Source organism: Micromonospora sp. WMMD736 (assembly GCF_049179015.1).
Classification (GTDB): Bacteria; Actinomycetota; Actinomycetes; order Mycobacteriales; family Micromonosporaceae; genus Micromonospora.
Window position 1 is genome coordinate 1,358,512 of sequence record NZ_JBMHMI010000001.1, and the last position, 26,816, is coordinate 1,385,327.

Annotated in this window: 21 protein-coding genes; 8 read left to right on the forward strand and 13 right to left on the reverse strand. The window is 72.1% G+C overall.

What is annotated here, in order from left to right; genetic code table 11:
• Positions 1–82: 82 nt before the first annotated feature.
• From ACN269_RS06030 to ACN269_RS06045, 4 genes are read right to left on the reverse strand one after another with little or no spacing between them, the layout of a single operon-like run.
• Positions 83–1,723, reverse strand: coding sequence for an extracellular solute-binding protein (locus ACN269_RS06030; protein ID WP_421471449.1), 1,641 nt, complete (start codon positions 1,721–1,723; stop codon positions 83–85).
• Positions 1,724–1,768: 45 nt separating this feature from the next.
• Complete coding sequence (locus ACN269_RS06035) at positions 1,769–2,707, reverse strand: carbohydrate ABC transporter permease (protein WP_421471450.1); 939 nt, start codon at positions 2,705–2,707, stop codon at positions 1,769–1,771.
• The gene (locus tag ACN269_RS06040; protein WP_421471451.1) at positions 2,704–3,696 is read right to left on the reverse strand and encodes an ABC transporter permease; all 993 of its coding nucleotides are present in this window, start codon (positions 3,694–3,696) and stop codon (positions 2,704–2,706) included. The genes ACN269_RS06035 and ACN269_RS06040 overlap by 4 nt, the downstream gene beginning before the upstream one ends.
• Positions 3,697–3,705: 9 nt before the next feature.
• The gene (locus ACN269_RS06045) at positions 3,706–6,087 is read right to left on the reverse strand and encodes a glycoside hydrolase family 3 N-terminal domain-containing protein (protein WP_421471452.1); all 2,382 of its coding nucleotides are present in this window, start codon (positions 6,085–6,087) and stop codon (positions 3,706–3,708) included.
• A 246-nt stretch (positions 6,088–6,333) separates the two neighbouring features.
• Here ACN269_RS06045 and ACN269_RS06050 point away from each other — a divergent pair, with 246 nt between their 5' ends.
• The 4 genes from ACN269_RS06050 (at position 6,334) to ACN269_RS06065 (ending at position 10,584) form a co-directional block, all read left to right on the forward strand.
• Positions 6,334–7,374 carry a LacI family DNA-binding transcriptional regulator gene (locus ACN269_RS06050; RefSeq protein WP_357134652.1) on the forward strand — a complete coding sequence of 347 codons (1,041 nt, stop codon included), beginning with the start codon at positions 6,334–6,336 and terminating at the stop codon, positions 7,372–7,374.
• 16 nt (positions 7,375–7,390) lie between these two features.
• Positions 7,391–8,380, forward strand: coding sequence for an acetylxylan esterase (locus ACN269_RS06055; RefSeq protein WP_421471453.1), 990 nt, complete (start codon positions 7,391–7,393; stop codon positions 8,378–8,380).
• 127 nt (positions 8,381–8,507) lie between these two features.
• Positions 8,508–9,695, forward strand: coding sequence for a cellulose binding domain-containing protein (locus tag ACN269_RS06060; protein WP_421471454.1), 1,188 nt, complete (start codon positions 8,508–8,510; stop codon positions 9,693–9,695).
• Between the two features lie 121 nt (positions 9,696–9,816).
• Complete coding sequence (locus tag ACN269_RS06065; RefSeq protein ID WP_421471455.1) at positions 9,817–10,584, forward strand: hypothetical protein; 768 nt, start codon at positions 9,817–9,819, stop codon at positions 10,582–10,584.
• A 235-nt stretch (positions 10,585–10,819) separates the two neighbouring features.
• Here ACN269_RS06065 and ACN269_RS06070 read toward each other — a convergent pair whose 3' ends face one another.
• The 9 genes from ACN269_RS06070 to ACN269_RS06110 all read right to left on the reverse strand — a co-directional run bounded on the left by ACN269_RS06070 (position 10,820) and on the right by ACN269_RS06110 (position 20,985).
• The gene (locus ACN269_RS06070; protein ID WP_421471456.1) at positions 10,820–11,284 is read right to left on the reverse strand and encodes a MaoC family dehydratase; all 465 of its coding nucleotides are present in this window, start codon (positions 11,282–11,284) and stop codon (positions 10,820–10,822) included.
• A 79-nt stretch (positions 11,285–11,363) separates the two neighbouring features.
• Positions 11,364–14,150, reverse strand: coding sequence for an AAA family ATPase (locus ACN269_RS06075; RefSeq protein WP_421471457.1), 2,787 nt, complete (start codon positions 14,148–14,150; stop codon positions 11,364–11,366).
• 51 nt (positions 14,151–14,201) lie between these two features.
• Positions 14,202–14,813 (reverse strand): TetR/AcrR family transcriptional regulator, encoded by a 612-nt coding sequence (locus ACN269_RS06080; protein WP_421471458.1) that lies wholly within the window; start codon positions 14,811–14,813, stop codon positions 14,202–14,204.
• A gap of 250 nt (positions 14,814–15,063) precedes the next feature.
• Entirely contained in the window at positions 15,064–16,350 is a 1,287-nt protein-coding gene (locus ACN269_RS06085; RefSeq protein WP_421471459.1) for an ABC transporter substrate-binding protein, read from the reverse strand.
• An 84-nt stretch (positions 16,351–16,434) separates the two neighbouring features.
• A complete protein-coding gene (locus tag ACN269_RS06090) occupies positions 16,435–17,547 on the reverse strand; it encodes a branched-chain amino acid ABC transporter permease (RefSeq protein WP_421471460.1) in 1,113 nt (370 codons plus the stop codon).
• Positions 17,544–18,422: a branched-chain amino acid ABC transporter permease gene (locus ACN269_RS06095; RefSeq protein WP_421471461.1), complete on the reverse strand. Its 879-nt coding sequence runs from the start codon at positions 18,420–18,422 to the stop codon at positions 17,544–17,546. The genes ACN269_RS06090 and ACN269_RS06095 overlap by 4 nt, the downstream gene beginning before the upstream one ends.
• 32 nt (positions 18,423–18,454) lie before the next feature.
• Positions 18,455–19,177: an ABC transporter ATP-binding protein gene (locus ACN269_RS06100; protein WP_421471462.1), complete on the reverse strand. Its 723-nt coding sequence runs from the start codon at positions 19,175–19,177 to the stop codon at positions 18,455–18,457.
• Positions 19,174–19,959 (reverse strand): ABC transporter ATP-binding protein, encoded by a 786-nt coding sequence (locus ACN269_RS06105; protein ID WP_421471463.1) that lies wholly within the window; start codon positions 19,957–19,959, stop codon positions 19,174–19,176. The genes ACN269_RS06100 and ACN269_RS06105 overlap by 4 nt, the downstream gene beginning before the upstream one ends.
• 135 nt (positions 19,960–20,094) lie before the next feature.
• Complete coding sequence (locus ACN269_RS06110) at positions 20,095–20,985, reverse strand: alpha/beta hydrolase family protein (RefSeq protein WP_421471464.1); 891 nt, start codon at positions 20,983–20,985, stop codon at positions 20,095–20,097.
• 171 nt (positions 20,986–21,156) lie between these two features.
• Here ACN269_RS06110 and ACN269_RS06115 point away from each other — a divergent pair, with 171 nt between their 5' ends.
• From ACN269_RS06115 to ACN269_RS06130, 4 genes are all read left to right on the forward strand, one after another.
• Entirely contained in the window at positions 21,157–23,418 is a 2,262-nt protein-coding gene (locus tag ACN269_RS06115) for a catalase (protein WP_421471465.1), read from the forward strand.
• Between the two features lie 118 nt (positions 23,419–23,536).
• On the forward strand, positions 23,537–24,670 hold the full coding sequence (locus ACN269_RS06120; protein ID WP_421471466.1) for an acyltransferase family protein: 1,134 nt from the start codon (positions 23,537–23,539) through the stop codon (positions 24,668–24,670).
• Complete coding sequence (gene alr, locus ACN269_RS06125; protein WP_421471467.1) at positions 24,667–25,806, forward strand: alanine racemase; 1,140 nt, start codon at positions 24,667–24,669, stop codon at positions 25,804–25,806. The genes ACN269_RS06120 and alr overlap by 4 nt, the downstream gene beginning before the upstream one ends.
• Positions 25,803–26,810 (forward strand): D-alanine--D-alanine ligase family protein, encoded by a 1,008-nt coding sequence (locus ACN269_RS06130; RefSeq protein ID WP_421471468.1) that lies wholly within the window; start codon positions 25,803–25,805, stop codon positions 26,808–26,810. Before alr ends, ACN269_RS06130 begins: the two co-directional genes overlap by 4 nt.
• Positions 26,811–26,816 lie beyond the last annotated feature (6 nt).

A 26,816-nucleotide genomic window follows, 5' to 3' on the forward strand; every position in this document is an offset into this window, starting at 1 on the left:
CCGGTCGGCCGGCGGCCCGCGCCGGTAGCGCGAGCCGCCGCGGTCGGCCGGTCCGGTACGCGTCACCGGACCGGCCGACACCTCAGCGGTGGTCCTTCTGGTACCGCTCGTACGCCTTGTTGACCATGTCCAGGTAGGCGTCCATGTTCTTGCCCTTCAGCTCGGCCAGGTAGGCGTCCCACTGGGCGAGGTCCCGCTGACCCAGCGCGAACTGCAGGGTCGCCTGGTAGACGGCGTCCTTCAGCGGCGTCTCCCACAGGGACGCCTGCTCCCGCTCCTCGTCGGTCAACGGGTGCGGCGGGGGCACCGCGACCGGCGTCCGGGCGTTCATGACCTTCTGGAACTCCTGCTCCTCAGGGGCGAAGAACCCCTGTACCAGCTCCGGCTTGCCGCCGTACGCGAAGACGCCGTTGTAGAAGCCGAAGTCCTTCTGGAGGTGCTTGGGGGCCTTCGGGTTGAGCCCGATGACGTTGACGTCGGGCGCCAGCTTGGGCATGCCGGCGGCGTCCCGGACGAAGGTCGTGCCCTCGACGCCCCACTTGGCGAACTCCTGGCCGGCGTCGGAGTACCAGAGCCAGTCGATGAACTGCATCATCGCCACGAAGTTCTTGCTGTCGCGGGCCTTCGAGGAGATCATCACGCCGTTCTCCATCCGGCTGGCCGGGTTGATCTCACCGGCCGGCCCGATCGGCAGCGGGATCTTGGTGATCTTGGCCTTGGGGTTGGTCTTGGCCAGGTCCGGGCGGTAGTCGTTCACCACGGCCTGCGCGTTGGCGCTGATCACGAAGGACTTGCTGTTGGCGAGCTTCTGCCGGGCCTGGTCGTCGGTCTGGGTGAAGCTCTCCGGGTCGAGCAGCTTCTCCGTCACCAGCTTGTTGAGGTACTGGAGCATCTGCTTGTACTTGTCGCTCGCGCCGGTGTAGACGAACTTCTTGGTGTCGGCGTCCCAGCTCGTGTGCTGGAAGTTCCAGCCCGCGCCCTGGAGGCCGTACGACACGGCCAGGAGGTTGAGCAGGTTACCGGCGGGGTTGGGCTTGCTCCACCGGTCCGAGAACGGGTAGACGTCCGGGTACTTGGCCTTCATCGCCTTGAGCACCGTGTACAGCTCGTCCCAGGTCTTCGGGGGGCTCAGCTTCAACTCGTCGAGGATGTCGGTACGGATGGCCAGCGAGTAGTCGTGCCAGGGCTTCTCGTGCAGGCCGGGCAGCAGGTAGAACTTGCCGTCCTCCTGACGCCGCGTGTCGATCTCGGGCTTCAGGTTCCACTTCGAGATCTTGTCCTGCAGGTTCGGCATGAGGTCCAGGTAGTCACTGACCGGCAGGATCGCCCCCGACGAGACGTACGCGTCCTCCTGCGCCGGATACGTCTTCGGGATGATCATCGGGGCGTCACCGGCGCCGATCAGCAGGCTGCGCTTCTGCTCGTAGTCGCTCAGCGGCACGGCGACCGGGGTGAGGGTGACGTTGGTCCGCGACTTCAGCTCCGACCAGAAGAGCCAGTCCTCGCGCAGCGGATAGTTCGGGTGGTTGTTGTACAGGATCGAGAAGGAAACCGGCTCGCTCGCCTTGAACTGCTTGCCGATGGCGTAGTCGGACATCGCACCGGCTTTGTTCTCCGACAGGTCCTTGGCGTCGGACGGATCATCACTGCAGGCGGCGATGCTGGTCGCCGTGAGCAGCACGGCTACCGCTGTCGCGACGCGGCGCCACGATCGGTGGAGCATGGCGGTCCTTTCGGGTTCGGTGGAGGGAAAGGGTGGACGGGCTGGCTAGCCCTTCACGGCGCCGAGCATCACGCCGCGGACGAAGTACCGCTGGACGAACGGGTAGACCAGGAGGATCGGCAGGGTGGTCAGCACGATCGTCACGGACTTGAGCGTCGCCTCGGCCTGCACCTCGTCGGCCTCGGCGATCGCGCCGACGTTCTCCGCGCCGGTGGCCCCGGCGATCAGGTTGCGCAGATAGACGGTCACCGGCCACAGCTCCTGCCGGTCCATGTAGAGGAACGCGGCGAACCAGGAGTTCCAGAAGGCCACGGCGTAGAACAGCACCATCGTGGCGACGATCGCCTTCGACAGGGGCAACACGATGCGCAGCAGGATGCCGTACGTGTTGAGCCCGTCGACGGCGGCGGCCTCCTCCAGGTCGGTCGGGAGCGACTCGAAGAACGCCTTCATCACCAGCAGGTTGAACACGTTTATCGCGTTGGGCACCGCGATGGCCCAGACGGTGTTCTTCATGCCCAGACTGGTGACGAGCACGTAGTTGGGGATCAGGCCGCCGGTGAAGAACATGGTGAAGACCGCGATGCCGATCAACGCCGTACGACCCCGCAGGTGTTTCTTGGACAGCACATAGGCGTAGCAGGTGGTCAGCACGATCGAGATGGTCGTGGCGACGACCGTGTAGAAGACGGTGTTGCGGTAGTTCGTCCAGAACAACGAGTCGTGCAGCACGAGCCGGTAGGTGTCCAGGTTGAACCCGCGCGGCACGACGTTGACCTGGCCGGCGATGATGTACCCCTCGTCGCTGAGCGAGCGGGCCACCACGTTGACGAACGGGTAGAGGGTCGCCACCACCACGATGGTGAGCACGACCGCGTTGGCGGCCTGGAACACACGGTAGCCCCGGGTGGGCCGGATACCGCGGGGCCGGGCGCGGGCGGGCAGGTCGCTGGCGGGGGCGGTGTCGGTGGCGTCGACGGTCACCACAGGCTCGTCCCCACCGTGCGTCGGGCGATCAGGTTCGCCGTCAGGACCAGCGTCAGCCCGATGACCGCCTCGAACAGCCCGATGGCGGCGGCGTAGCTGAAGTTGCTGGACCCGAAGCCCATCCGGAACAGGTACGTCGAGAGCACGTCGGCGGTCGGGTAGGTCAGCGGGTTGTAGAGCAGCAGGATCTTCTCGAACCCGACCGCCATGAAGGTGCCGATGTTGAGGATCAGCAACGTGACCATGGTGGGTCGGATGCCCGGCAGCGTGACGTGCCAGGTCTGCCGCCACCGGTTGGCCCCGTCGATCCGGGCCGCCTCGTACAGGTCGTCGTCGACGGTGGTGAGCGCCGCGAGGTAGAGGATGGTGCCCCAGCCGACCGTCTGCCAGACCTCCGACGACACGTAGATCGTCCGGAACCACTCGGCGCGTTGCAGGAACGGCACCGCCTCGCCGCCGGTGGCCTGCACGATCTGGTTGACGGTGCCGTCGACGGAGGTCAGCTGCATGACCATCGCCGCGACGATCACGATCGACAGGAAGTGCGGCAGGTAGGACACGGACTGCACGAACCGCCGCAGCCGCCGGGCGCGTACCTCGTTGAGCAGCAGCGCGAGGATGATCGGCAGCGGGAAGCAGAACACCAGGGTCAGCGTGCCGAGCACCAGCGTGTTGGTGAAGACGTCCCAGAACGTCGGGTCGGTAAGGAACATCCGGAAGTACCGCAGCCCGACCCAGTACTCACCGAAGATGCTCCCGCCCGGCTTGAACCGGCGGAACGCGATGATGTTCCCGATCATCGGGAGGTACCGGAAGACCACGAAGAACAGCAGCGGTAGGACGGCCAGCGAGTAGAGCTGCCAGTCCCGGCGCAGCGCCTGACGCCAGGTGCGACGCCGACCGGGCGGGCGTGGGGCGGGGACGGTGGCCTCCGCCACGGCGTCGGGTGGCGCCGGCGGCGGGGGCCGTAACGTCTCGGATGTCATCCTCGCCTCCTATGCGGAGTGCGGAACGGCCACCAGCGGCTCGATCCGCACCGACGTGAGTAGGTCCCGCTGGTGCCCGACCTCGCGCTCGGCACCGGTGAGCCGCAGCGCCAGGGCGTCCTCGATCTCTGCGCTGGAGCGCCCGAACCGCAGTTCCACCGCGCCGGGCTCGACCACCCGCCGGCCGGACCGACCGGTGAACGACGTGACGTCGGCCGGTACGCCGAACGTGACGTGCGCCCGCGCTCCGGGCTCCAGCGGCACCCGGGCGAAGCCGACCAGCCGGTGCACCGGACGGGTGGTCTGCGCCACCGGGTCGTGCAGGTAGAGCTGCACCACCTCGGTGCCGGCCCGGTCGCCGGTGTTCCCGACGGTGATCCGCACCTGGATCTCGCCGTCCACCGGCCAGGGGGTCGGGTCGTCGTGCGCCGCGCCCACGACTGTCGCGTCGGACCATTCGAAGGTGGTGTAGCTCAGGCCGTGGCCGAACGGGTACGCCGGGGTCGGGTCGATCGAGGACACCTTGTTGCGCCGCCCGAGCGGCGGCGACAGGTAGGTGCCCGGGAGCCCGCCGGCGTGGCGGGGAACGCTGACCGGCAGCCGCCCGGACGGGTTCACCGCGCCGGTGAGCACCTCCGCGAGCGCCTGCCCGCCGAGTTGGCCGGGGAAGAACGCCTGCACCACCGCCGCCGCCGCGTCGAACTCCGGGCCGAGCGCGTACGGACGGCCGGTCAGCAGCACCAGCACCACCGGGGTGCCGGTGGCGAGAACGGCCCGGACCAGGTCCGCCTGCACGCCCGGCAGCCGCAGGTCGGCGGCGTCGCAGCCCTCGCCGGAGGTGCCCCGGCCGAACATTCCCGCCCGGTCCCCGACGGCGAGCACGCACACGTCCGCGTTGGTCGCGGCGGCGACCGCGGCTGGGATACCGGACGCGTCCTCGCCAGTGACGGCGCTGCCCGGCTCGTGGACCAGCAGCGGGACGCGGCGGGCCAGCTCGTCGCGGAGCGTGGGGATGTCCACGCCGAGGCCGTGGTCGGGATGGTTGACGCCCACGTGGTTGGGGAAGGTGTAGCAGCCGAGCATGGCCATCGGGTCGTCGGCGAGCGGACCCACCAGGGCGACCCGGGTCGCGACGGGTAGCGGCAGCACGCCGGTGTTGCGCAGCAGCACGACGGACTCCCGGGCCAGGCGTACGGCGATGTCCCGGCTGGCCTCGTCGTCGAGGCGCAGGGCCGCGACGTCGTCGGGCAGGGCCCGCCAGTCCTCGTCGAGCAGGCCGATCTCGATCTTCTGGACCAGCACCCGACGCGCCGCCCGGTCGATCAGCGCCACGTCGACCGCACCGTCGTGCACCGCCTGCACGAGGGCGTCGCCGAAGGCGTCCACGGTGGGCAGTTCCACGTCGATGCCGGCGCGCAGGGCGAGGCGGGCGGCCTCGACGGCGTCCCCGGCGACACCGTGCAGGGTCTCCAGGAACCGTACGGCGAAGTAGTCGGCGACCACGATGCCGGTGAAGCCCCACTCGTCGCGCAGCAGCCCGGTCAGCAGGTGCTCGTCGGCGGCGGCGGGCGTGCCGTCGATCTCGGCGTAGGAGTTCATCACCGACCGCGCCCCGCCGAGGCGCAGGGCCATCTCGAACGGCGGCAGGATGTGGTCGGCCAGCTCACGGCGGCCCATCGACACCGGCGCGAGGTTGCGTCCGCCCCGGGAGGCGGAGTAGCCGGCGAAGTGCTTGAGGGTGGCCACGATGCCGGCGTTCTCCAGGCCCCGCACGTACGCCGCGCCGGTCGTGCCCACCAGGTACGGGTCCTCCCCCATCGTCTCCTCGGTCCGGCCCCAGCGGTAGTCGCGGGTGACGTCGAGGACGGGCGCGAGGCCCTGGTGCACACCGGCGGCCCGCATCGACGCGCCGATCCGCCCGGCCATCTCCTCGACCAGCTCGGGGTGGAACGAGGCGCCCCAGCCCAGCGGGGTCGGGTAGACGGTGGCCCGGAAGGCCGCGAACCCGGTCAGGCACTCCTCGTGCACCTGCGCCGGGATACCGAACCGGCTGGCGGCCACGATCTGCTCCTGGGAGGCGGCCAACGAGCGGGCGCCGAGCACCGGGTCGACCGGTGCGGTGCCGAACGGGCGGGTGAGCTGACCCAGCCCGTACCGGATGATCGTGTCCCACGACGGGGTGTTGGCGACCATGTCGGACTGGTGCGGCGCGACGCCCTCGCCGGACGCGTCGGCGCCGACCCAGACCCCGAAGAGCTGGGCGATCTTCTCCTCGACGGACATCAGCGCGAGCAGCGCCTCGGCGCGCTCGGCCGGCGACCGCCGAGTGTCGCGCCACGGTGCGGCGTCGCGCGACGCCGATTCGCCGTCGGCGGGCTGCTGACTTCTCATGCCGAGACCCCTTAGCTCCGGCCACGAACCGCGCCGTCGTGGGACCGGTTCATGGCGCGCGGTTCCACATCCGAAACTTTCCGGAAACCAGAGCAACCTTTTCGGCAACCTAAGTCCGCCGCCTGAACGTGTCAAGAGTTTCGATGCGTCGTGGGACGCCTACCAGGACGCCTAGCTGCATCGACGGGAATCGCCGACTGATCGTGTTAGTGTCGTCGAAACTTTCGGATGCGGTATGAGGCTGCGATGACAGAGCACCACCCACTCGGCCCACCCGGCTCCACCACCACCATCGCGACGATCGCCCACGACGTGGGCGTGTCGGTCGCGACGGTCTCCAAGGTCCTCAATGGACGCGAGGACGTCTCCCCCGGCACCAGAGCCCGGGTCGAGGCGAGCCTCGACCGCCACCAGTACCAGCGCCGCAGTCGGCGCTCCTCGTCCGCCACCCGTCGGATCGACCTCGTCTTCCACGAGTTCGACACCGGTTGGGCGATGGAGGTCATGCGCGGGGTCGAGGCGGTGACGAGCGTCGCCGGCATCAGTCTCGCCGTGTCCCAGCTCGGCGGCGCGCACCGTCCGGCGTCACGATGGCTCGACACCCTGCTCGGTCAGCGTCCGCTGGGCGTACTGTTCGTCCTCTGTCACCTCAGCGACGCGCAACAGCAGCTCCTGCGGCGTCAGGGCGTACCGTTCGTCGTGATCGACACCGACAGCGCGACCTCGGCCTCGGTGCCGACGGTCGGCTCGAACAACTTCAACGGCGGCCTGCTCGCCGCCCGGCACCTGATCGAGCTGGGGCACCAGCGGATCGCGGTCATCTCCGGGCCACCCGACATGCTGTGCAGCCGGGCCCGGGCCGCCGGCTTCCAGTCCGCCCACGACGAGGCCGGGTTGACCCTCGACCGCGAGCTGGTCCGCTTCGGCAGCTTCTCCGCCGGCACCGGGCACACCCACGGCCTCCAACTGCTGCAACGACCGGACCGACCCACCGCGATCTTCGCCGGGTCGGACATCCAGGCGATGGGGGTGCTCCGGGCCGCACGCCGGTGCGGCCTGCGCGTCCCCGAGGACCTTTCGGTGATCGGGTACGACAACCTGCCGCTCGCCACCTGGACGGACCCACCCCTGACGACGATCAACCAGCCGTTGCGCGACATGGCCGGCATCGCCACCCAGATGCTGCTCGACCTGTCCGCCGGCACCGAGCCGGCGACCAGCCGGATCGACCTGGTGACCGAGCTGGTCGTCCGGGAGAGCACCGCACCCCCCGCCCCGCCGCGCTGACCCCTTGCGAGGACCCGTGCCCGACGCCGCTGTGCGCCTCGACGAGCTCGAGCGATACTCCCCCACCGTCGCCGAGCCGGAGGACTTCGACCGGTTCTGGGATGACACCCTCGCCGTGGCCGCCGCCCGGCCGGCACTCGTCGACGTCCGTCCCGAGCCCACCGACCTGCGCGTGTTCGACACCTGGGACGTCACGTTCGCGGGCTTCGACGGCGACGAGGTGCGGGCCTGGTTCACCCGTCCGGCGGGCGTCTCCGGACCGCTGCCCGCCGTGGTGGAGTACGCCGGCTACGGGCGCGGCCGTGGCCTGCCGCACGAGCGGCTGGTCTGGCCGGCGGCCGGGTACGCGCACCTGTTGATGGACAACCGGGGCCAGTCCGGGCTGTACGCCGTCGGCGACACCGCCGACCGGCACGGTGCGCCCGGCGGGCCCTGGCCGGCGACCTGGGGCATCCTCGACCCGCACGACTACCACTACCGCCGTCTGATCACGGACGCCGTCCGGGCCGTCGAGGCGGTACGCGCCCTGCCCGGCGTCGACGCGGGACGGGTTTCCCTGCTCGGCAACAGCCAGGGCGGGGGCGTGGCCCTGGCCGTCGCCGGCCTGGTCGACGACCTCGCGGCGGTGCTGATCACCGCGCCGTTCCTCTGCGACGTCCAGCACGCCATCGCGCTCAGCGACGCCTCGCCGTACGGCGAGATCGCTCGGTACCTGGCGGTGCACCGGGAGGCCGAGCCGGCGGTCCGACGCACACTGTCCTACGTCGACGGGGTGACCTTCGCCCGGCGGGCCACCGCGCCGGCGCACTTCGGCATCGGTCTGCGCGACACCGTCTGCCCACCGAGCACCGGCTTCGCGGCCTACAACCAGTACGGCGCGGCGACCGGCAGCCCGAACGCCCCGCGCCGCGAGATGCACGTGTACCCGTTCAACGGTCACGAGGGCGGCGAGGCGCTGCACGTCCGGCGGCAACTGCGCTGGCTCGCCGCGGCGCTCGCCAGCTGAACAACCCATGGCCGACGGTCGATGCATTGCCGGTGTTAGCGATAACAAGCTATGGTGCGTCCGGGCGGGGTGCAGGGCACATCCCGACGTCCGGGTTCCTGGCCGTCACCACCACCGAGGAAACCCCATGAGCCCTGTGACCCTTGGCAAACCCGTACCCCCGACACCCCCCGAGTCCGCGACGCGCCCGAGGCCCCGCCGGGCCCGGCTGTGGTGGGCGGCGCTGGCCGCCGTCGCGGCCATGACCGCCGCCGTACCGGTGGCGACCGCGCCCGCGAGCGCCGAATCCAACGGCGGCGTACGCGTCATGCCCCTCGGCGACTCGATCACCGACGGCTTCAACGTCGCGGGCGGCTACCGGATCGAACTCTGGCAGCGGTTCACGTCCGGCGGCTACCGGATCGACTTCGTCGGCTCGATGTTCAACGGCCCGTCCAGCCTCGGTGACCACGACCACGAGGGTCACTCCGGCTGGACCATCGCTCAGATCGACGCCAACATCGTGAACTGGCTGCGCGCCACCAACCCGCGCACCGTGCTGCTGCACATCGGCACGAACGACATGTACGGCGACACCTCCGGAGCGCCGGGCCGGCTGGCCACCCTGGTCGACCGGATCACCAACACCGCACCGAACGCGGACGTGTTCGTGGCCACGATCATCCCCAAGTCCGGCGCGGACAACGTGGTACGGGGCTACAACGCGGCGATCCCGGGAATCGTGCAGACCCGGGCCGCGGCCGGCAAGCGCGTCCACCTGGTCGACATGTACCGCGCGCTGACGCTCAGCGACCTGGCCGACGGTGTGCACCCCAACGCCACCGGCTACCGCAAAATGGCCGTCGCCTGGTACGACGCCCTGCGCGCGGTGCCCGGCAGCATCGGCGGGGACACGCCGCCGACCACCACCCCGCCGCCCACCACGCCCCCGCCGACGACCCCGCCGCCGACCACTCCCCCGCCGACCACGCCGCCCCCGACGACTCCGCCGCCCGCGGCGGGCTGCCGGGTCACGTACACGGTCAACGCCTGGAACAACGGGCTCACCGCGGCCGTCTCGGTCACCAACACGAGCAGCAGCGCGATAAACGGCTGGGCCCTGGGGTTCACGCTGCCCGGCGGCCAGACCATCACCGGCGGCTGGAACGCGGACTACTCGCCGACGAGCGGCGCGGTCACCGCCCGCAACGTCTCCTACAACGGCACCATCGCCCCGAACACCTCGGTCGACATCGGCTTCCAGGCCACCCACACCGGCAACGCCGGCAAGCCGACCGCCTTCACGCTCAACGGCACCGCCTGCACGGTCGCCTGACCCACGTCCCGAGCACCGAACGCGGGGGCGGCGAGAACCTCTTCTCGCCGCCCCCGGCGGTACGCGTGCCACCCACCGACGGAAACCCGCCCTGTGCGACGTGCGCGCTATCCTGCCGTGCGTGGTCGAGGGTTTCGTGTACGTCAGCGACGACCGGCCCGGCCCTCTGACAGGTGCGAGGGCTGGCGAACGAGTCGAGACGCCCTCCTGGGATCCGCCATGGATCGCGCTCGCTCACCATCTTGACGCCGTTATCGTGCCGCGATGGCCGGGTCGGCTGTTTCGCGTCAGAAGCGTTCCGCCCAGCAGCGACGAGGAACGAATCGCCCTGGCACGGGCTGCCGCGGGAGTGAAGGCCGATGCGAGCTACACCCGGGTGTTCGCCGTAGACGTCCTGGCCGAACTGCGTCCCGGGATCCTGTTCGGCCCGAACGGCGACGCGGTGGCCGAGGTCCTGGAGTGCGCCCGCCTGCTCACCGAGCCCGTCGCGTACGAGTTGGCAGCGGCACGGCATCCGAGCGCCGATCACGCGTACAGCCGCGCGTGGCAACGCTGGTTGAGCGAGCAGCCCAATGGCGCGCAGTACGGCAGCAGCGATCACAGCAATGTACTGGCGACGCCCGGAGCCGGTCCGGTCAGTTCGCCGATCAGATGCGGCTTCACCGTCTTGTGGACGCGTGTGGTCGACAGTGCCCGGCAGCGTGCCGGCTCGGCGGCGTTCACGATCGATGCCGAGGACGACGAGGACGAAGAGGTGCTTCTGGACCCGTGGACGACGGCGGCCTCCGCGTTGCTGGATGCGGCCATGGCTCTCGGTGCGCCCGACCTGGTCGATCCTGCGGACGCGGCCGTACTCACCGCGGCATGGCAGGCCATTGCCCGACTGTGAGGGTCCGGGGACACTCTCGCTCGTGCACGAAGCGGTGGCAGTCGGCCGGCATGCCCAGGGCGCTGACCATCCGTGGTGGCTGGACGCCGGGGCGATGTGCTGGTGGGCGTGATGCCGCAGAGGCATCAAGATGACTCTGCGGCATCACGTTCACGAACGCATCCCCCCTCACCGAGGTGACCGAGGGTCACGGCCGGTCGCGCTGTGCGCCGTGACCGGCGACCACCGGCCGACCTCAGCGGCTCGCCGCGCGGTAGAGGCGGCTGACCGTCTCGGCGACACAGACCGGCTTGTCGCCGCCGTCGCTGTTGACCGTCACCTCCGTGACCAGCTGCACCCCACCGCTGACCGGCGACACCTCGGCGATGACCGCGCTGGCCCGTACGGCGGCGCCGACCCGCAGTGGCGCGGGGAAGCGCACCCGGTTCAGCCCGTAGTTGACCCCCATGGCGACGCCCTCGACGCGGTAGAGCTGGCCGGCCAGGGCCGGCACCAGAGACAGGGTGAGGAAGCCGTGCGCGATCGGGGCGCCGAAGGGACCTGCCGCCGCGCGTTCCGGGTCGACGTGGATCCACTGGTGGTCGTCGGTCGCGTCGGCGAACAGGTTCACGCGGGCCTGGTCGATGGGCTGCCAGGGGCCGGGGCCGAGGGTCTCGCCGATGGCGGCGGTCAGCTCGTCGACGGAGGTGAAGACGCGCATGCGGGTGTCCTTAGTGCTGAAGGGTGCCTGACGCATAAACTAGCGGTGATAGTTAACGCCGTCCAGAGCGGGACGGCGCTCACCGTTCGACGGCGAGTCCGGCGTGCTGTTCGGTGGCGAACGCGCGGGCCAGCTCGGTGCGGGAACGGATGCCCAGTCGGTGGAAGACGTTACGCAGGTGATGGTCGACCGTACGGGTGGACAGGAACATCCGGGCGGCGACCTCCCGGTTGGTGGCACCCTCGGCCACCAGCCGGGCGATCCGGAGCTGCTGACCGGTCAGCAGCCGTGCGGCCGGCAGATCCGGCGGCCCGACCGACTCCCCGGCGGCGCGCAGCTCGGCCGTGGCCACCTCGGCCCAGCGACCGACCCCGAGCAGGGTGAACGCCTCCCGCGCCCGGTGCAGGTGCTCGCGGGCGTCCCGTGGTCGTCGGCTGCGCCGCAACTCCTGGCCGAAGAGCAGCTCGGTGCGGGCCCGTTCGAACGCGCCGGCCTCCGTCGGGTGCAACCGCAGCGCCGTCCGGAACTCCCGCTCGGCCTCGACGCCACCCCGGGACGCCAGCAGCGCGTGGCACCGGGCCGACAGCGCCCGACGCAGCGGGCTCGCGGTGCTGCTCGCCCACCTGTCGAAGGCCGCCAGCGCGGCGGTCGCCGCCGGACGGTGCGGCAGGTGCGCGGCGGCCTCCACCAGGTACGGGGTGGCCATCACCTGGACCAGCACCTGGCCCCGACCGGTGCCGAGCCGGGCCAGCGACGCGAGTCGGGTCGCTGCCTCGGCGTGCCGACCGTCGACGAGGTCCAGCACGGCCAGCGCCCAACCGGCGAGCGCGTGCGGTCGGCTACCCGGCATCGGCGTCGTACCGATCTCCCGGATCCGCCGCAGGCTGCTCTCCCGGTCGGCGCGGACGGCGGCCAGCACGGCGAGCATCCCCAGGTGGACGTCGGCGCAGTTGGACTGCCCGGTGGCCCGCGCCACCCGCAGCCCTTCGCGGGAGGTCTCGGCCGCCGCCTCGTGCCGCCCCAGCCAGTACTCGGCGACCGCCCGCAGTTCCAACGCGCGGGAGAGCATGGACAGCTCGCCACGCTCGCGCGCCAACCCGACGGCCCGCTCGGCGAGGCGGTGCGCGGCCCCGTCCACGGCCACCACCAGCCCGGCCGCCGCCGCGCAGGCGAGCGCGGTCGGGGTCAGCTCCGGCCCGGCGAGGCGGCCACCCAGCACGACGGCCCGCCGCAGCGCGGGGCCGGCCCGCTCGTGATCGCCCCGCAGCGTGGCCGCCACCCCGGTGACGAGGCATCCGGTCAGCTCCACGGCCGGCGGATCGTCCCGCTGGCGGAGCGCGTCGGCACGCCGGCCGACCTCGGCGTACCGGTACTGGTCACCGGCGAAGCAGACGGCCTCACCGGCGCGTGCCAGCCCCTGGATGGCCCGAGCGCGGTCGACGGCGGCCACCGTCCGCGCGGCGGACAGCAGGGTGGCCGCCGCGCCGGTGGCGTCCCCGCAGCGCAGGTCGATCTCGCCGCGCAACAGCCCGGCCTGGCCCTCGACGAGCGGGTCCGCGCAGGTCGCGCGGAGACGGTCGAGCAGCAGGCGGGCCTGACCGGGTTGACCTCCGGCCCAGGCGTAGCGGGCGGCCGCGAGCAGGCGGGCGGCGGCGTCCGTGGGGTGGTCGCTGAGCGCGGCGGCCCGGCACAGCGCCGCCGACGCCATTGCCCAGCCGCTGCGTCCACCGGCCGCCGCCCGCTCCAACTCGGCGGCGAGGACCGGATCGGCGCCCGCGGTCGCGTCGGCGAGGTGCATCGCCCGGCGTAGTCGCTGGCCGAGCGGATCGAGTACGCCCGCGAGCAGCCGGTGCGCGGCCCGCCGGTGCGCGAGCGGGGCGGCGGCCGCCACCATCGCGCGGGCCAGGGGCTGCGCGAACGTGACGCCGCCCGACTCGACGCGGACCAGTCCGGCGGCCTCGGCCGGGGCGAGCGCCTCGATGGCCAGGCCGGCGGCGTCGGCCGCGCGGACCAGGGTCGCCGTGTCGTCCGAGTCGTCGAGCGCGGCGAGCAGCAGCAGTCGGCGGGTGTCCGGCGGCAGCCGGTCGAGGCGGGCCCGGTAGGAGCGCCCCAGCGCGCCGTCGGCGGGCGGCGCGGCCGGGAGCGGTTCCTCCCCGCGCCACTGCGCCGGGGTGAGCACGTCGGCGAGGTCCACAAGCGCCTGCGGGTTGCCACCGCCGACCTCGGCGAGCGCGGCGGCGGCCGGAACGGCGGGCCGCTCGGACAGTCGGTCGGTGAGGACGGCGATGCTGTCCCGCTCGCCCAGCGGGGGCAGCCGGTGGGTCACCAGACCGTCGACGGTGGCGGTGGCGTCCGCGGTGAGCAGGACGACGACCGGCAGCTGCCGCAGCCGGCGGGCGACGACCGCGAGCACCTGTGTGGTCTGCGGGTCACCCCGGTCCACGTCGTCCATCGTGGCGAGCAGCGGGCGCTCCCGGGCGGTCGCGGCGAGCAGCCCGAGGACGGCCACCGACAGGGCCAGCCGGCGCTCGGGCGGGCAGCCCTCCCCGTCCATGACCTCGTACAGCAGGCGGCGGCGCTCCTCGGGCAGGGCGGCCGCGCGGTCGCGCACCGGGTCGAGCAGCCGTTGCAGGCCGGCGTACGGCAGCATCGCCTCTTCGGGCAGCCCGGTCGCGGCCAGGACGGCACAGTCCTTCGCGTACCGGTGGGCGTAGGAGACCAACGCGGTCCGACCCGACCCCGGCTCGCCGTGCAGCAGCAGCGCGCCGCCGCCGTCGGTGACGCCGTCCAGCAGGCTCCGAACGGCCGTGCACTGGTCGTCCCGGCCGCGCAGCACAGTTATTTGCACTCGTGATGCAGTAACCATGCGTCACAGTGTCACTCATCCATAAGCGGATGGAAAGAGGACAGGCCGGGATCAGTCGGCCGCGACGTCGGCCAACAGCGCGCCCACCGTCCGGGCCATCACCGCGCGGGACGCGTCCACGCCCAGACCGAGGCCGTAGCGCAGCATCGACCAGGCCGGCCACATGCTCGCCGCCACCACCGCGTTGAGCACCTGGCCGCGATCGCGCCCGGCGCGCGCCAACTCGGCGGCGAACAGCTGCTCGACCTCGTCGCGAACCCGGTCGACGTGCTTGCGGCGGTTGCGGCGCAGCTGCTCGGAGACCGGCTCGCGCATCTGCGCGGCCCGTGCCGACGGCGCGATGAGCTGGAGCAGTCGCGCTCGCTGCCGGCAGTACGCGTCGACCCGCTTGGCCAGCGGCAATGTGGTCGAGATCGGCCGGTAGGCCGCGTCCTGCTGCCGCAACACCTCCGCGCCGCTGGCCTCGAAGAGCGTCTCCATGTCCTTGAAGTTGGTCCAGAGCGTCCGCAGCGAGATGCCGGCCCGTTCGGCGATGCGCTCGCCGGTGGGCCGCAGGTCACCTTCGGTGATGAGCGCCAGGTGCGCCTCGACGATGGCCGCCCGGGTGCGCTCGGCGCGGGCCGTCCGTCCGTCGACCCGCGCCGGCGCCTCGACCCTGTTCATCCGCCCCCGCCCCTTCACCGCCACGGTGTCGTCCGGCTCTGCGACGAGTCTAGACAGGCGATCATCGGGAGACTGCGGGTACGCGGGGGCGGCGTCATCCGGGCCGGCCGGATTGCATTCACGGTGCAAATAGTATGAGAGCTGTTCGGTATCGGTCAACGCCCGGCAACGGCGACCGCCGCGCACACCCGCGCATGGTCGTACGACCCGGACGTGGTCACCCCCGGGCCGTACGACCAGATGGCGCGGGTCAGGAGGCGGTCGGCACCCCGTTCGCGGGCGGCGCGACCGGCGCGGCGGTGTACTCCTTGACCGGCCCGTCCCGCTCGTCGGTCTCGTACGTGGGCCCGAAGTAGCTCTGGACTCCCCCGCTCACCCGGCTCAACCGCTGCCCGCCGTAGCCGGAGTGGTCGTCGGCGGCGAAGCGCAGCGGCGCGAGGCCGGGGCCCTGGAAGCCACCCTTCTCGACCGCGTCGACGACCTTCTCGCGGGTGACGTCCTTGCCGGCGGCGAGCAGCACCTGCACGAACAGGTAACCGACCGACATGCCGTAGACGGTGTTGCCGTCGAACGGCGCGTCCCCGTTGTGCGACTTGTTGATCTTCGTGAAGAGCTGGATCCACGGGTTGGCGGTGTCGTTCTGCATCGGCAGGTAGTTGGTGCCGACCATGCCCTCCAGCAGCGGCGCGGCGGCGCCGAGCTGCTTGGCCAGGGTCGGCTGGTCGGCACCGACGTTGGACACCAACCACTGTGGCTTGAAGCCCAGCCGCGCGGCGGTGCCGATGGACAGCGCGGTGAAGCCGGGCACGGTGGCCAGGATGACGACCTGACAGCCGCCCGCCTTGAACGCGCCGATCTGCGGTGCGACGTTGGTGTTGCTGGTGACGTACGTCTGCTTGACCGCCACCGCCCCGGCACCGAGGACCTTCTCCACGCCGGCCAGGCTGTCGCGGCCGAAGTCGTCGTCCTGACCGAGGAAGCAGACCTTCTGGCCGGCCAGACTCGACTTCGCGTAGTTGGCGAGGATCTTGCCCTCGACCGTGTAGTCCGGGTTGAAGCCGAACGTGCCGGGATAGGTGTCGGGCTGGTCCCAGCTTCGGCTGCCGGAGGCGACGAAGAGGTCCGGGACCCGGTTGCTCTTGAGGAAGTCGAGCACACCGCTGTGCGTCGGCGTGCCGAGGCCGTTGAGGATGGCGAAGACCTTGTCCTGCAACACGAGCTGGCGTACCACCTGCTGGGTGTTCGCCGGGTTGTAGCCGTCGTCCATGACCTTGTAGGTGATCTTCCGGCCGTGCACGCCGCCGTTGGCGTTGACGTAGTCGAAGTACGCCTTCGTGGCCGGCGCGATCTTGGAGTAGCCAGCCGAGGCCGGCCCGGTGAGCGGCATGTGGGTGCCGACGACGATCTCGGTGTCGGTGACCCCCGGCACCGACCTCCCGCCGGAGGCGGGACCGTCGTCGCCGCCACAGCCGGCGGCGGCGATGAGCAGGGCAATGGTGCTGGCGATCGCGAGACCGCGTCGCGCCGTAGGGTGCATGGGAGACACCGACCTTTCTCGGTCCGGTTGGGTGGAGCGGTGTGGTGGGTGGTGCGCCCGGCGGAGGCCGGGCCGGGAAACAGCTCAGGAACGTCGCGCCGGCCAGCGGGCCAGCAGCGCCCGGCCGAGGCGGGCCAGCAGGCCCTGCACACCGCCGGGCGCGGCGATCATCACGACGATCAACGTGACGCCGAAGATCGCCAGCGGGAGATTGCCCTCCAGCCGCTGCGCCACCGCCGGCGAGAGGGTGAGCAGCTCGGTCACGGAATGGGTGAGGTCGGGCAGGGCGACCAGCAGCACGGCCCCCCAGAGCGCGCCGGCGAGGCGGCCGAGACCGCCGATGACCACGGCCATCAGCAGGAAGAGCGACAGGGTCAGCGAGAACGCCCCGGGCGACACGCTCTGCGCCAGCACCGCGAGCAGTCCACCGCCGAGCCCGGCGGTGGCGGCGCTGACCACGAACGCGAGAACCTGGGTACGGGCCACGTGGATGCCCGCGAGCCGGGCCGCCACCTCGTCGTCGCGGACGGCCCGGAAGGTCCGCCCGTACCGGCTGCGGACCAGGTTCGCCAGCAGCAGCAGCGCCAGCAGGGTGGCTGCGCCGGAAACCCAGAGCTGCCACCGCTCGTACGGGAAGTAGGGGCCCAGCGCCAGCGGCGGCGGCTCCACCGGCACCGACAGTCCCTGCTCGCCGTTGAGGACGCCGTCGAAGGTGACGGCCAGCGCCGGCACGACGACGGCCACGGCGAGCGTCACCCCGGCCAGGTACGGGCCGCGCAGCCGGGCCGCCGCCACACCGACCACCGCGCCGACCACGACCGTGCCCAGCACCGCCGCGACCAGCGACAGCGCCAACAGCCAGCCGCCGGTCCACCCGCGGTCGAGGAACGCGTTCTGGCACAGCGCCACCGTGTACGCCCCGGTCGCCATCAACGCCCCGTGCCCCAGCGAGAGCTGCCCGTTGAGTCCGGTGAGGACGGTCAACCCGGCGGTGGCACAGAGGTACGCCGCGATCGTGGCGAGCTGGAAGTTGCGGAACGGCTCGACGGCGTAGCTGACCGCCACGAGCAACGCCCCCAGGGCGAGCGCCACGGCCAGGTGCCGCAGCAGCGTGGAACCCCGTCGCGGCTCGGGCCGGCGCTCGTCGGCGTCGACCGGCCGCTGTTTCGGCGGCAGGACCGCCCGGATCGCGCTCACACCCGCCTCGCCACGACCGGGGCGAACAGCCCGCCGGGCCGCACCAGCAGCACCGCCAACAGCAGCAGGAGCACCGCCAGCGGGGTGAGGTCGCTGCCGGCGTACCCGCTCACGTAGGAGAGCAGCAGCCCCACCGCGAGGCCGCCGACGACCGCCCCCGGTGGACTGTCCAACCCACCCACCACCGCCGCGGTGAACGCCGAGACGAACACCAGGTCCATGGCGTGCGGGTGCAGGCCCAGCTCGGTGGGGATGACCAGCATGGCGGCGAGCGCCCCCACGCCCGACGCCAACGCCCAGCCGAGCGTCAACATGCCGCCGACGTTCACCCCGAGCAGACGGGAGACGTCCGGCGCGAACGCCGCCGCGCGCATCCGCAACCCGATCGAGGTACGGGCGAACATCCAGCCCAGCCCACTGACCACCACGGCGATCGTGGCGAACACGAACAGGTCGTACGGCGACAGCACGGCGATCCCGCCGACGGTCAGGGCGGACCGGCTGAACGGAACCTCGGCCGGGCGGAACTCGTTGCCGTACACCATGCCCAGCACCGCCTGGATCAGCAGCACCAGGCCGAGCGCCACGATGACCGGGTTGAGTGGCGACGCGTGGTCCACGTGCCGCATCACGACCCGGTCCACCAGCGCGCCGAGCAGCAGGCCGGCGACGATCGCGACGACGAAGCCGAGCCAGTACGCGCCCGTCGCGGCGGAGACCGAGTACGCGACGTACGCGGCGGCGACGGCCATCGCCCCCTGGGCGAAGTTGACGACCCGGGCCGCCCGCCAGATGAGCACCAGCGCGAGCGCGAACGCGGCGTACACCGCGCCCCGGGACAGGCCGTCGACGGTGAGGAAGACGAAGCGGTCCAATTGTTCTCCCTCCGAGGGACGTCCGGTGCTGGTCAGAAACCGAGGTACGCGTGGCGCAGGTCGACGTCGTCCCGCAGCGACGCCGCCGGGGCGGCGATCACCACCTGGCCGAGGGACATCACGACGCCCTGGTCGGCGACGGCGAGGGCGCTGCGCACGTTCTGCTCGACCAGCAGCACGGTCAGGCCGGTCCGGTCCCGCAACTGGCGCAGCAGGGCCATGATCTGGGCGACCACCCGGGGCGCCAGCCCCAGCGACGGCTCGTCCAGCAGCAGCAGGCGCGGCCGGCCGACCAGCGCCCGACCGAGCGCGAGCATCTGCCGTTCGCCTCCGGAGAGCTGGTGGCCGAGGTGGCGACGACGCCGCGCGAGGGGTTCGAACAGCTCGTAGACCTCGTCGAGGGCGCGGCCGGCGTCCGCCCGGTCCCGCCGCCACAGCCCGCCGAGCCGCAGGTTCTCGTCGACGGTCAGCTCGCCGATCACGCCCCGACCCTCCGGGACGTGCGCCAGGCCACGCCGCACGAGCTGCTCCACGGGCGTACCCCGCAGATCCTCCCCGGCGAGGACGACCTGGCCGGCGGCCGGCCGGATCATGCCGGAGAGCGTCCGCAGCAGCGTCGTCTTGCCGGCGCCGTTGGCGCCGACGACGGCGGCGATGGTGCCGGCCGGCACGGTCAGGTCGACGGCCCGCAGCACCGGCGCGGCCCCGTACCCGGCCACCAGCCCGCGGACCACGAGCAGGTCCGGCGCGCTCATGGCGCGGGCTCCTCGACGAGGGCGCCCAGATAGGCCTCCGTGACCGCCGCGTCGTCGCGGATCTCGTCCGGCGTCCCGGTGGCGATGACCCGGCCGAAGTCGAGGACGACGATCTCGTCGCAGACGTCCATCACCAGGTCCATGTGGTGCTCGACGAGCAGCACCGCGCACGGGTCGGCGTCGCGTCGGGGCAGCCGCCGGATCAGGTCCGCCAGCTCGACGATGTCGTCGGCGCCGAGACCACCGGCGGGTTCGTCGAGCAGCAGGAGCCGGGGTCGCGCGGCGAGCGCACGGGCCAGGGCGACCCGCTGGCGTACGGCGAAGGGCAGCGTGCCCGGCGCGGCCTCGGCGTGCTCGGCGATGCCCAGATCGTCGAGGACGTCCAGGGCGTGCCGGCGTAGCCGGCGCTCGTCGCGGTCGCTGCGGGGCAACCCGAGCAGCGCCGCCGCGAAACCTGCACGGGCGGTGTGGGACGCGCCGGTCATCACGTTCTCCACCACGCTCAGGCCCGCGAAGAGCCCGGTCCCCTGCAGGGTCCGGGCGATGCCGAGCCGGGTCAGCCGGTGGGGTTGGGGTCGCAGCGGCCGACCGTCGAGAGTGAGCGAACCCGTCTGTGGTGTGACGAATCCGCAGACCACGTTGAACAGGGTGGTCTTGCCGGCGCCGTTGGGCCCGATCACGCCGACCACCCGCTGGGGTGGCACCCGGAGCGAGACGTGGTCGAGGGCGGTGAGGCCGCCGAAACGGACGCCGATGTCGTGCAGTTCGAGGCCGCGCTCCATGCACCCATCCCTCTGCCGTGGCGGGTGTTATTTACACTCGCAGTGTACGTTTCTCGGTGATCGCGTCAAGACCCCTCGATACGCCCGAACGGCCGGGACGGCCGCCGTGGGGCGGCCGTCCCTTCACGCGCGCGGTCAGGCGCTCGGGCAGGTGTTGCGGTACTCCTGGATCTGCGACCCGCTGGGCCCCGGGCAGAGGAACTGCTCGTAGCGGGTGTCGTCGTCGACGAACCGCTTGAGCCAGGCCACCATCTGCCGCGCCGTCGGGGTGTTGACCGTCTGCGGGAAGAAGTGGCTCGCCCCGTTCAGCTCCAGGTAGGCCTTCTCCGCCGAGGACGGAATGCTGTTGTAGAACGGGACCGAGTGCGTGGCGACCGGCGCGACGGTGTCGCTCTCGCCGCCGATGATCAGCGTCGGCACCCGCAGCTCGGACCAGCTCTTGTCCAGGTTCCAGGGCGCGAGCGGCACCGCGGCCTGCAACGACGGTCGGGACGAGGCCGCCTCCAGGCTTCCTCCGCCGCCCATCGAGTGACCGGCCACGGCGAGCCGGCTGCTGTCGATCCGGCTCCGCACCGAGCTGCGCTGGGTGAGGTAGTCCAGCGCGGCGAGCAACTGCCGGCCCCGGCTGTCCGGCTGGTCCAGCCGGGTGTTGGTCTCGATGCCGATCACCACGAAGCCGTGCGAGGCGATCCGCGGGCCGAGCCAGCTGATGCTGGACCACGCGGCGGTGTAGCCGGGCGAGATGGCGACGGCGCCGAAGGTGCCCTCGCTGGTGCTGGTCGGGTAATAGATGACCCCGCCGCCGAAGCCGGTGACGCTCAGCGCGGACACGCTCTGCGAGGCGGTGGCGAAGGGACCGCGGCTGGCTTCCAGGATCGCGGTTGTCGGGGCCGGGCCCCGCTCGTACGGGCCGGCCGCCTGGGCGGCACCCGTCGGCCCGACGAGGACGCCGGTGACGAGCAGGGTGGCGGCCAGCGCGAGCCGGGCGGCCCGGGAACGGGGACGGGTGGTGGTTGGTGACGACACGTCGGGCACTCCCTAGGGTCGAGGGATATCGACATTCGTCAGTGTTCGCCGCCCGGGACGGTCGGCGCATCGGTGAAATCACCAGTCCCGGATTTATCGTGCGTTTCGGTCCTCAGGCCGGGGGTAGGGGTGCAGGGGCCTGCTCAAACGCTCCAGCGAGAGGTTCGCCCAGTGGATTCCAGCAAGCCCGCCGAGGCGGTCAAGAACGTCGTGAAGACCGCCTCCGAGAAGATCGCCGATGCCCTCACGTCGGACGTGCCGGGCGCGCCCGGCAGCGCACCGCCCACCGTCGAGGAGCCGACCTCCCCCCACGACCCGCTGCCACCCAAGCCGGAACAGGGCGCGCCGCAGACGCGTACGCCCACCGGCGTCGAGACCGGTGCGCCGACGACCGCGAACGGCCAGCAGGGCGCGTACCTGACGACGGCGAACGGGGCCCGGCTGCGCGACACCGACCACTCGCTCAAGGCCGGCCCCCGGGGACCGGTCCTGCTCCAGGACCACCACCTGCGCGAGAAGATCACGCACTTCGACCACGAGCGCATCCCCGAGCGCGTGGTGCACGCGCGGGGTGCGGGCGCGCACGGGGTGTTCACCGCCTACGGCACCGCCGAGGCGGTCACCCGGGCCGGCTTCCTGAAGAAGGGTCGGGAGACGGAGGTCTTCGTCCGGTTCTCCACCGTCCTCGGCTCGCGCGGCTCGGCCGACACCGTCCGGGACACCCGGGGCTTCGCCACCAAGTTCTACACCGACGAGGGCACCTTCGACCTGGTCGGCAACAACATGCCGGTCTTCTTCATCCAGGACGCCATCAAGTTCCCCGACATCATCCACGCGGCGAAGCCGCACCCGGACCGGGAGATCCCGCAGGCGCAGAGCGCGCACGACACCTTCTGGGACTTCGTCTCGCTGCACACCGAGGCACAGCACCACACCATCTGGAACATGTCCGACCGGGGCATCCCGCGCTCGTACCGGACCATGGAGGGCTTCGGTGTGCACACCTTCCGCCTGGTCAACGAGGCCGGCGAGACGGTGCTGGCCAAGTTCCACTGGAAGCCCAAGCTCGGCGTGCACTCGCTGACCTGGGAGGAGGCGCAGATGCTCGGCGGCATGGACCCCGACTTCCACCGCCGGGACCTCTACGACGCCATCGAGGCGGGCGCCTTCCCCGAGTGGGAACTCGGCATCCAGGTCTTCCCCGACACCCCCGAGGAGACCTTCGCCGGCATCGACCTGCTGGACGCCACGAAGATCGTCCCGGAGGAGTTGGCGGAGGTGCAACCGATCGGCCGGCTGGTGCTCAACCGGACGCCGACGAACTTCTTCGCCGAGACCGAGCAGGTCGCCTTCCACCTCGGCCACCTGCCGCCCGGCATCGACGTCACGAACGATCCGCTGCTGCAGGGGCGGCTCTTCTCGTACGTCGACACGCAGCTCACCCGCCTCGGCGGGCCGAACTTCACGCAGATCCCGATCAACCGTCCGCACGCGGCGGTCAACGACATGCTGCGCGACGGCTTCCACCAGCACGCCGTGCACGCCGGGGTGGCGCCGTACCGGCCGAACTCCCTCGACGGCGGCAACCCCTTCGAGGCCGGCGACGCCGAACACGCCTTCGTCGACGTGCCGGTGACGGTGGCGCAGGCGCCCAAGGTCCGCGCCAACCCCGCGTCCTTCGACGACCACTACAGCCAGGTACGACTGTTCTGGCTGAGCATGTCGCCGGTGGAGCGGGAGCACATCATCCGGGCGTACACCTTCGAGCTGGGCAAGTGCTACCACCAGGCGATCAAGGAACGCCAGCTCCAGTGCCTCGCCAACATCGACCCGGTGCTGTGCGAACAGGTCGCCACCGGCCTGGGGCTGCCCGCGCCGCAACCCACCGTGCCGCCCGTCGACGTCACACCGAGCCCGGCCCTGTCGCAGGTCGGCGGGGAGTGGCCGGCCGACGGCCGCACCGTCGGGATCGTCGTCGACCCCGACGGTGACCTGGACGACGTCGACGAGGTCCGGCGGGCCGTCTTCGACGCCGGCATGGTGCCGCTGCTGATCGCCCCACACGGTGGCACGGTGGGCGACCTGACGGTCCAGCGGACCTTCGCCACCGGCCGGTCGGTCGAGTTCGACGCGCTCCTGCTGGCCGGGGCGCCGGTGCCCGCGCCCGACGCGCTGCCCGCCCGCGACGCCAAGGCGGGTCGGCCGGACGCGGCGACCGTCGACCCCCGCGTGCTGCTCCTCGTCGAGGAGTGCTGGCGGCACGCCAAGGCGATCGGCGCGTGGGGCGCCGGTGTCACCGTGCTGGAGCAGGCCGGAGTGGCCGGCACCCCGGGCATCGTGGCCGCCGGCTCCGGCGCCGAGGCACTGACCGGGGTGCAGCGCCTGATGGCCGCGCACCGGGTCTGGGAGAGGTTCCCCGCCTCGGTCGGCTGACCGGACAACCGACGAGGGCTGTCCTCCCTTGCGCGGGAGGGCAGCCCTCGTCGGTCCATTACCGGATCATGACAATTCGAGGATCAGGCGCGGATATCCCGCTGGCACCTTCTGCTGGGTGATCCAAGAGCTGTCTCGCACCGAACCACGACCGGACGGGTACGACCCCGACGCGCGTGTCCGGTTCCGTCACCGACGGCAGGCCGACACCGGCGGACCGCAGCGCGTGCGGTGGGCCGACGCCGCGAAGGGCGTGTGCATCGTCCTCGTCGTCGGCTGGCACGTCGTCGTCAAGGACTACCTGCGGATCGACTGGCACGTGGGCGTACCCGTGCCGGGCCTGTGGGGCACGCTGGGCGAGCAGTTGCTGCCGCTGCGCATGCCGCTCTTCTTCACCATCAGCGGCCTCTTCGCGGCCAACGCCGTGCAGCGGCCCTGGCGTGCCGTCGCCCGGAGCCGCATCGCGGGATTCCTCTACCTGTACGCCCTCTGGCTGCTCATCCACACGGCGGTCCTGGCCGTGACGCCGGAGTTCCCGACCGACCGGGCCACGTCCGCCCTCGGTCTGCTGGCACAGCTGACCGTCACGCCCTCCAACCTCTGGTACCTCTACGCCCTGGTGCTCTACTTCGTGCTCGCCAAGGCGACCCGACGGCTGCCACGGTTGCTGGTCGTCGTACCCGCCGCGGTGTTGTCCGCGGTCGCCGCCGCCGGCCTGCTGGCCACGCCGGGCAACCGGGGCGGCCTCTACCAGAACCTGCTCTTCTTCCTGGCCGGCCTGTACCTGCGGCCCCACATCCAGCGGTGGGCCGCCACCGCCACCCGGCGTCGACTGGCGCTGACCGGCGGGGCGTACGCCCTCGCGCTCGCCGGGATGGCGGCGGCCGGCGCGCAGCGGTGGTTCGGCGTCTGGCCGGCGGTCTCCGTCGTCGCGGTGGCCTTCGGCGTCACCGCCGCCGCCCAGCTGGCCCAGTGGCCCGCTCTCGGCGACCGACTGGCCGCGCTCGGGCGCGTCACGCTGCCCATCTACGTCATCCACATGCCGCTGCTGGCGCTGCTGCACCACCTGCTGGCCGCCCCGGTCTCCGAGCTGGACGCGGGCGCGCAGGGCCTGATCGTGCTGGGCTACCCGATCCTGCTGACCGCGCTCGTCGGCGGGCTGAGCCTGGCCGTGCACCGCGCACTGCTGGCGGCGCGCGCCCGGTGGCTGTTCGCGTTCCCCGGGACGCGTCGCGAGGCGGTCGCCGGATGAGCGCGTTGGCCGAGGCGGTGGTCGACCTCGGGGCGATCGCCGACAACGTACGGACGCTCGCCGCCGTCACCGGCACGGAGCTGATGGCGGTGGTCAAGGCCGACGGGTTCGGGCACGGCGCGACGCCGGTCGCGCGGGCCGCGCTGCGCGCGGGCGCCACCTGGTTGGGGGTGACCTCGGCGGCCGAGGCCCTGGCCCTGCGCGCCGCGGGCATCACCGCGCCCACGTTGAGTTGGCTGCACCGCCCGGACGACGACTTCGCCGAGTTGATCCTCGCGGGCGTCGACGTGGGCGTCTCGACGATCACCCACCTGCACGCGCTCGCCGACGCGGCCCTGCGGGTCGGCGTGCCCGCGACGGCGCAGCTCAAGGCCGACACGGGTCTCACCCGCAACGGCGCCGGCCGGGACGACTGGCCCGACCTGGTGGCCTGGGCCCGCAAGTACGAGGTCGAGGGCACGGTCCGGGTACGCGGCGTGTGGTCCCACCTCGCCGACGCGGACGTACCGGGCGCGCCCGCGCTGGCCGGTCAGGTGCGGACGTTCGCCGAGGCGCTGCGCGTCGCCCGGACCGCCGGCCTCGACCCCGACCTCGTCCACCTGGCCAACTCGGCGGCCGCGCTGTCCGCGCCCCGGACCCGCTTCGACCTCTGCCGGATCGGGTTGGCCCTCTACGGCGTCGACCCGCTCGGCGCGGTCGGTCCCGGGGCGTTCGGGCTGCACGCCGCCCTGACGCTGCGCACGACCGTGGTGAACGTGAAGCGGGTGCCGGCCGGCACCGGCGTCTCGTACGGGCCGGAGCACGTGACCGCCGCCGCGACGACGCTGGCGCTGCTGCCGCTCGGCTACGCCGACGGGCTGCCCCGCGCGACCGAGGGCCGGGCCGAGGTCTGGCTCGGCGGCCGGCGCTGCCCGGTGGTCGGGCGGATCGCCATGGACCAGTGCGTGGTCGACGTGGGCGACCAGGCGGTGCGGATCGGCGACCCGGTCGTCGTGATCGGCACGGGACGCGACGACGACGCGCCGACCGTCACCGAGTGGGCGCGCTGGGCCGGCACCAACCCACACGAGATCTTGACCGGTATCGGGGCGCGGGTGGGCCGCGTCCATCTCCACGAAAGGGCGAACGTCGCATGATGACGCGACTGGCAGTGCTGTACGGCGGGCGGAGCGGCGAACACGAGGTGTCGCGGCGCTCGGGGGCCGCCATCCTCGCCGGTCTCGACCGGGACCGGTACCAGGTGACCGAGGTGCTCATCGACACCGACGGCGGCTGGCACGTGGACGGTAGGCCGATGGGTCTGCCGCAGGCGTTGCGGGTGCTGCGCGCCCAGGACGTGGTGTTCCCCGCCCTGCACGGCCCGTACGGCGAGGACGGCACCGTCGCGTCGCTGCTGGAGTGGCTCGGCGTGCCGTACGTCGGCAACGGGGTGTTCGCCAGCGCGGCGGGCATGGACAAGGGCGTCACCAAGCGGCTGCTCGCCGCGGAGGGCCTGCGGGTCAGCCCGGGTGTGACCCTGCGGGCCGGGGAGACCCTGTCGCCGGCCGACCAGCAGCGGCTGAGCCTGCCGGTCTTCGTGAAGCCGGCGCGGGCCGGGTCCAGCCTGGGCGTGGTCCGGGTGACCGAGTGGTCGGCGCTGCCCGCCGCGCTCGCGCAGGCGCGGGAGGTCGACCCGAAGGTGCTCGTCGAACAGGGGGCGCACGGTCGGGAGATCGACGTCGCCGTCCTGCAGCACCCCGACGGCCGGGTGCAGGCCGGTCCTCCGCTGGAGATCCGGGTCAGCGGCGCGGGTTTCTTCGACTACGACGCGAAGTACGACGGCGGGGCGGTCTTCCAGATCCCGGCCCGGCTCGACCCGGCCACCACCGAGGTGCTCCAGGACCGGGCCATCCGCGCCTTCGATGCCCTCGACTGCCGAGGGCTGCTGCGGGTCGACTTCTTCCTCCCCCACGAGGGCGCCGAGCCCATCGTGAACGAGGTCAACACCTTCCCCGGCTTCACCGCCCTCTCGCAGTATCCGCAGATCTGGCAACGGGCCGGCGTCGAGTTTCCCGCCCTGCTCGACATCCTGGTCTCCGGCGCGCTCGCCGAACGGGGCCGGGTCCTGGCCGGGCCGGAACGGGCGGTCGACCTGGTGTGAGCGGCG

What these genes read in the sequence shown, in the direction of transcription:
- ACN269_RS06080 (WP_421471458.1), bottom strand. Translation starts at nt 14,813, where the DNA reads ATGAACAGGGTCGAGGCGCCGGCGCGGGTCGACGGACGGACGGCCCGC.
- ACN269_RS06040 (WP_421471451.1), bottom strand. Translation starts at nt 3,696, where the DNA reads ATGACATCCGAGACGTTACGGCCCCCGCCGCCGGCGCCACCCGACGCC.
- ACN269_RS06060 (WP_421471454.1), top strand. Translation starts at nt 8,508, where the DNA reads ATGAGCCCTGTGACCCTTGGCAAACCCGTACCCCCGACACCCCCCGAG.
- ACN269_RS06085 (WP_421471459.1), bottom strand. Translation starts at nt 16,350, where the DNA reads ATGCACCCTACGGCGCGACGCGGTCTCGCGATCGCCAGCACCATTGCC.
- ACN269_RS06045 (WP_421471452.1), bottom strand. Translation starts at nt 6,087, where the DNA reads ATGAGAAGTCAGCAGCCCGCCGACGGCGAATCGGCGTCGCGCGACGCC.
- alr (WP_421471467.1), top strand. Translation starts at nt 24,667, where the DNA reads ATGAGCGCGTTGGCCGAGGCGGTGGTCGACCTCGGGGCGATCGCCGAC.
- ACN269_RS06070 (WP_421471456.1), bottom strand. Translation starts at nt 11,284, where the DNA reads ATGCGCGTCTTCACCTCCGTCGACGAGCTGACCGCCGCCATCGGCGAG.
- ACN269_RS06050 (WP_357134652.1), top strand. Translation starts at nt 6,334, where the DNA reads ATGACAGAGCACCACCCACTCGGCCCACCCGGCTCCACCACCACCATC.
- ACN269_RS06100 (WP_421471462.1), bottom strand. Translation starts at nt 19,177, where the DNA reads ATGAGCGCGCCGGACCTGCTCGTGGTCCGCGGGCTGGTGGCCGGGTAC.
- ACN269_RS06075 (WP_421471457.1), bottom strand. Translation starts at nt 14,150, where the DNA reads ATGGTTACTGCATCACGAGTGCAAATAACTGTGCTGCGCGGCCGGGAC.
- ACN269_RS06030 (WP_421471449.1), bottom strand. Translation starts at nt 1,723, where the DNA reads ATGCTCCACCGATCGTGGCGCCGCGTCGCGACAGCGGTAGCCGTGCTG.
- ACN269_RS06105 (WP_421471463.1), bottom strand. Translation starts at nt 19,959, where the DNA reads ATGGAGCGCGGCCTCGAACTGCACGACATCGGCGTCCGTTTCGGCGGC.
- ACN269_RS06130 (WP_421471468.1), top strand. Translation starts at nt 25,803, where the DNA reads ATGATGACGCGACTGGCAGTGCTGTACGGCGGGCGGAGCGGCGAACAC.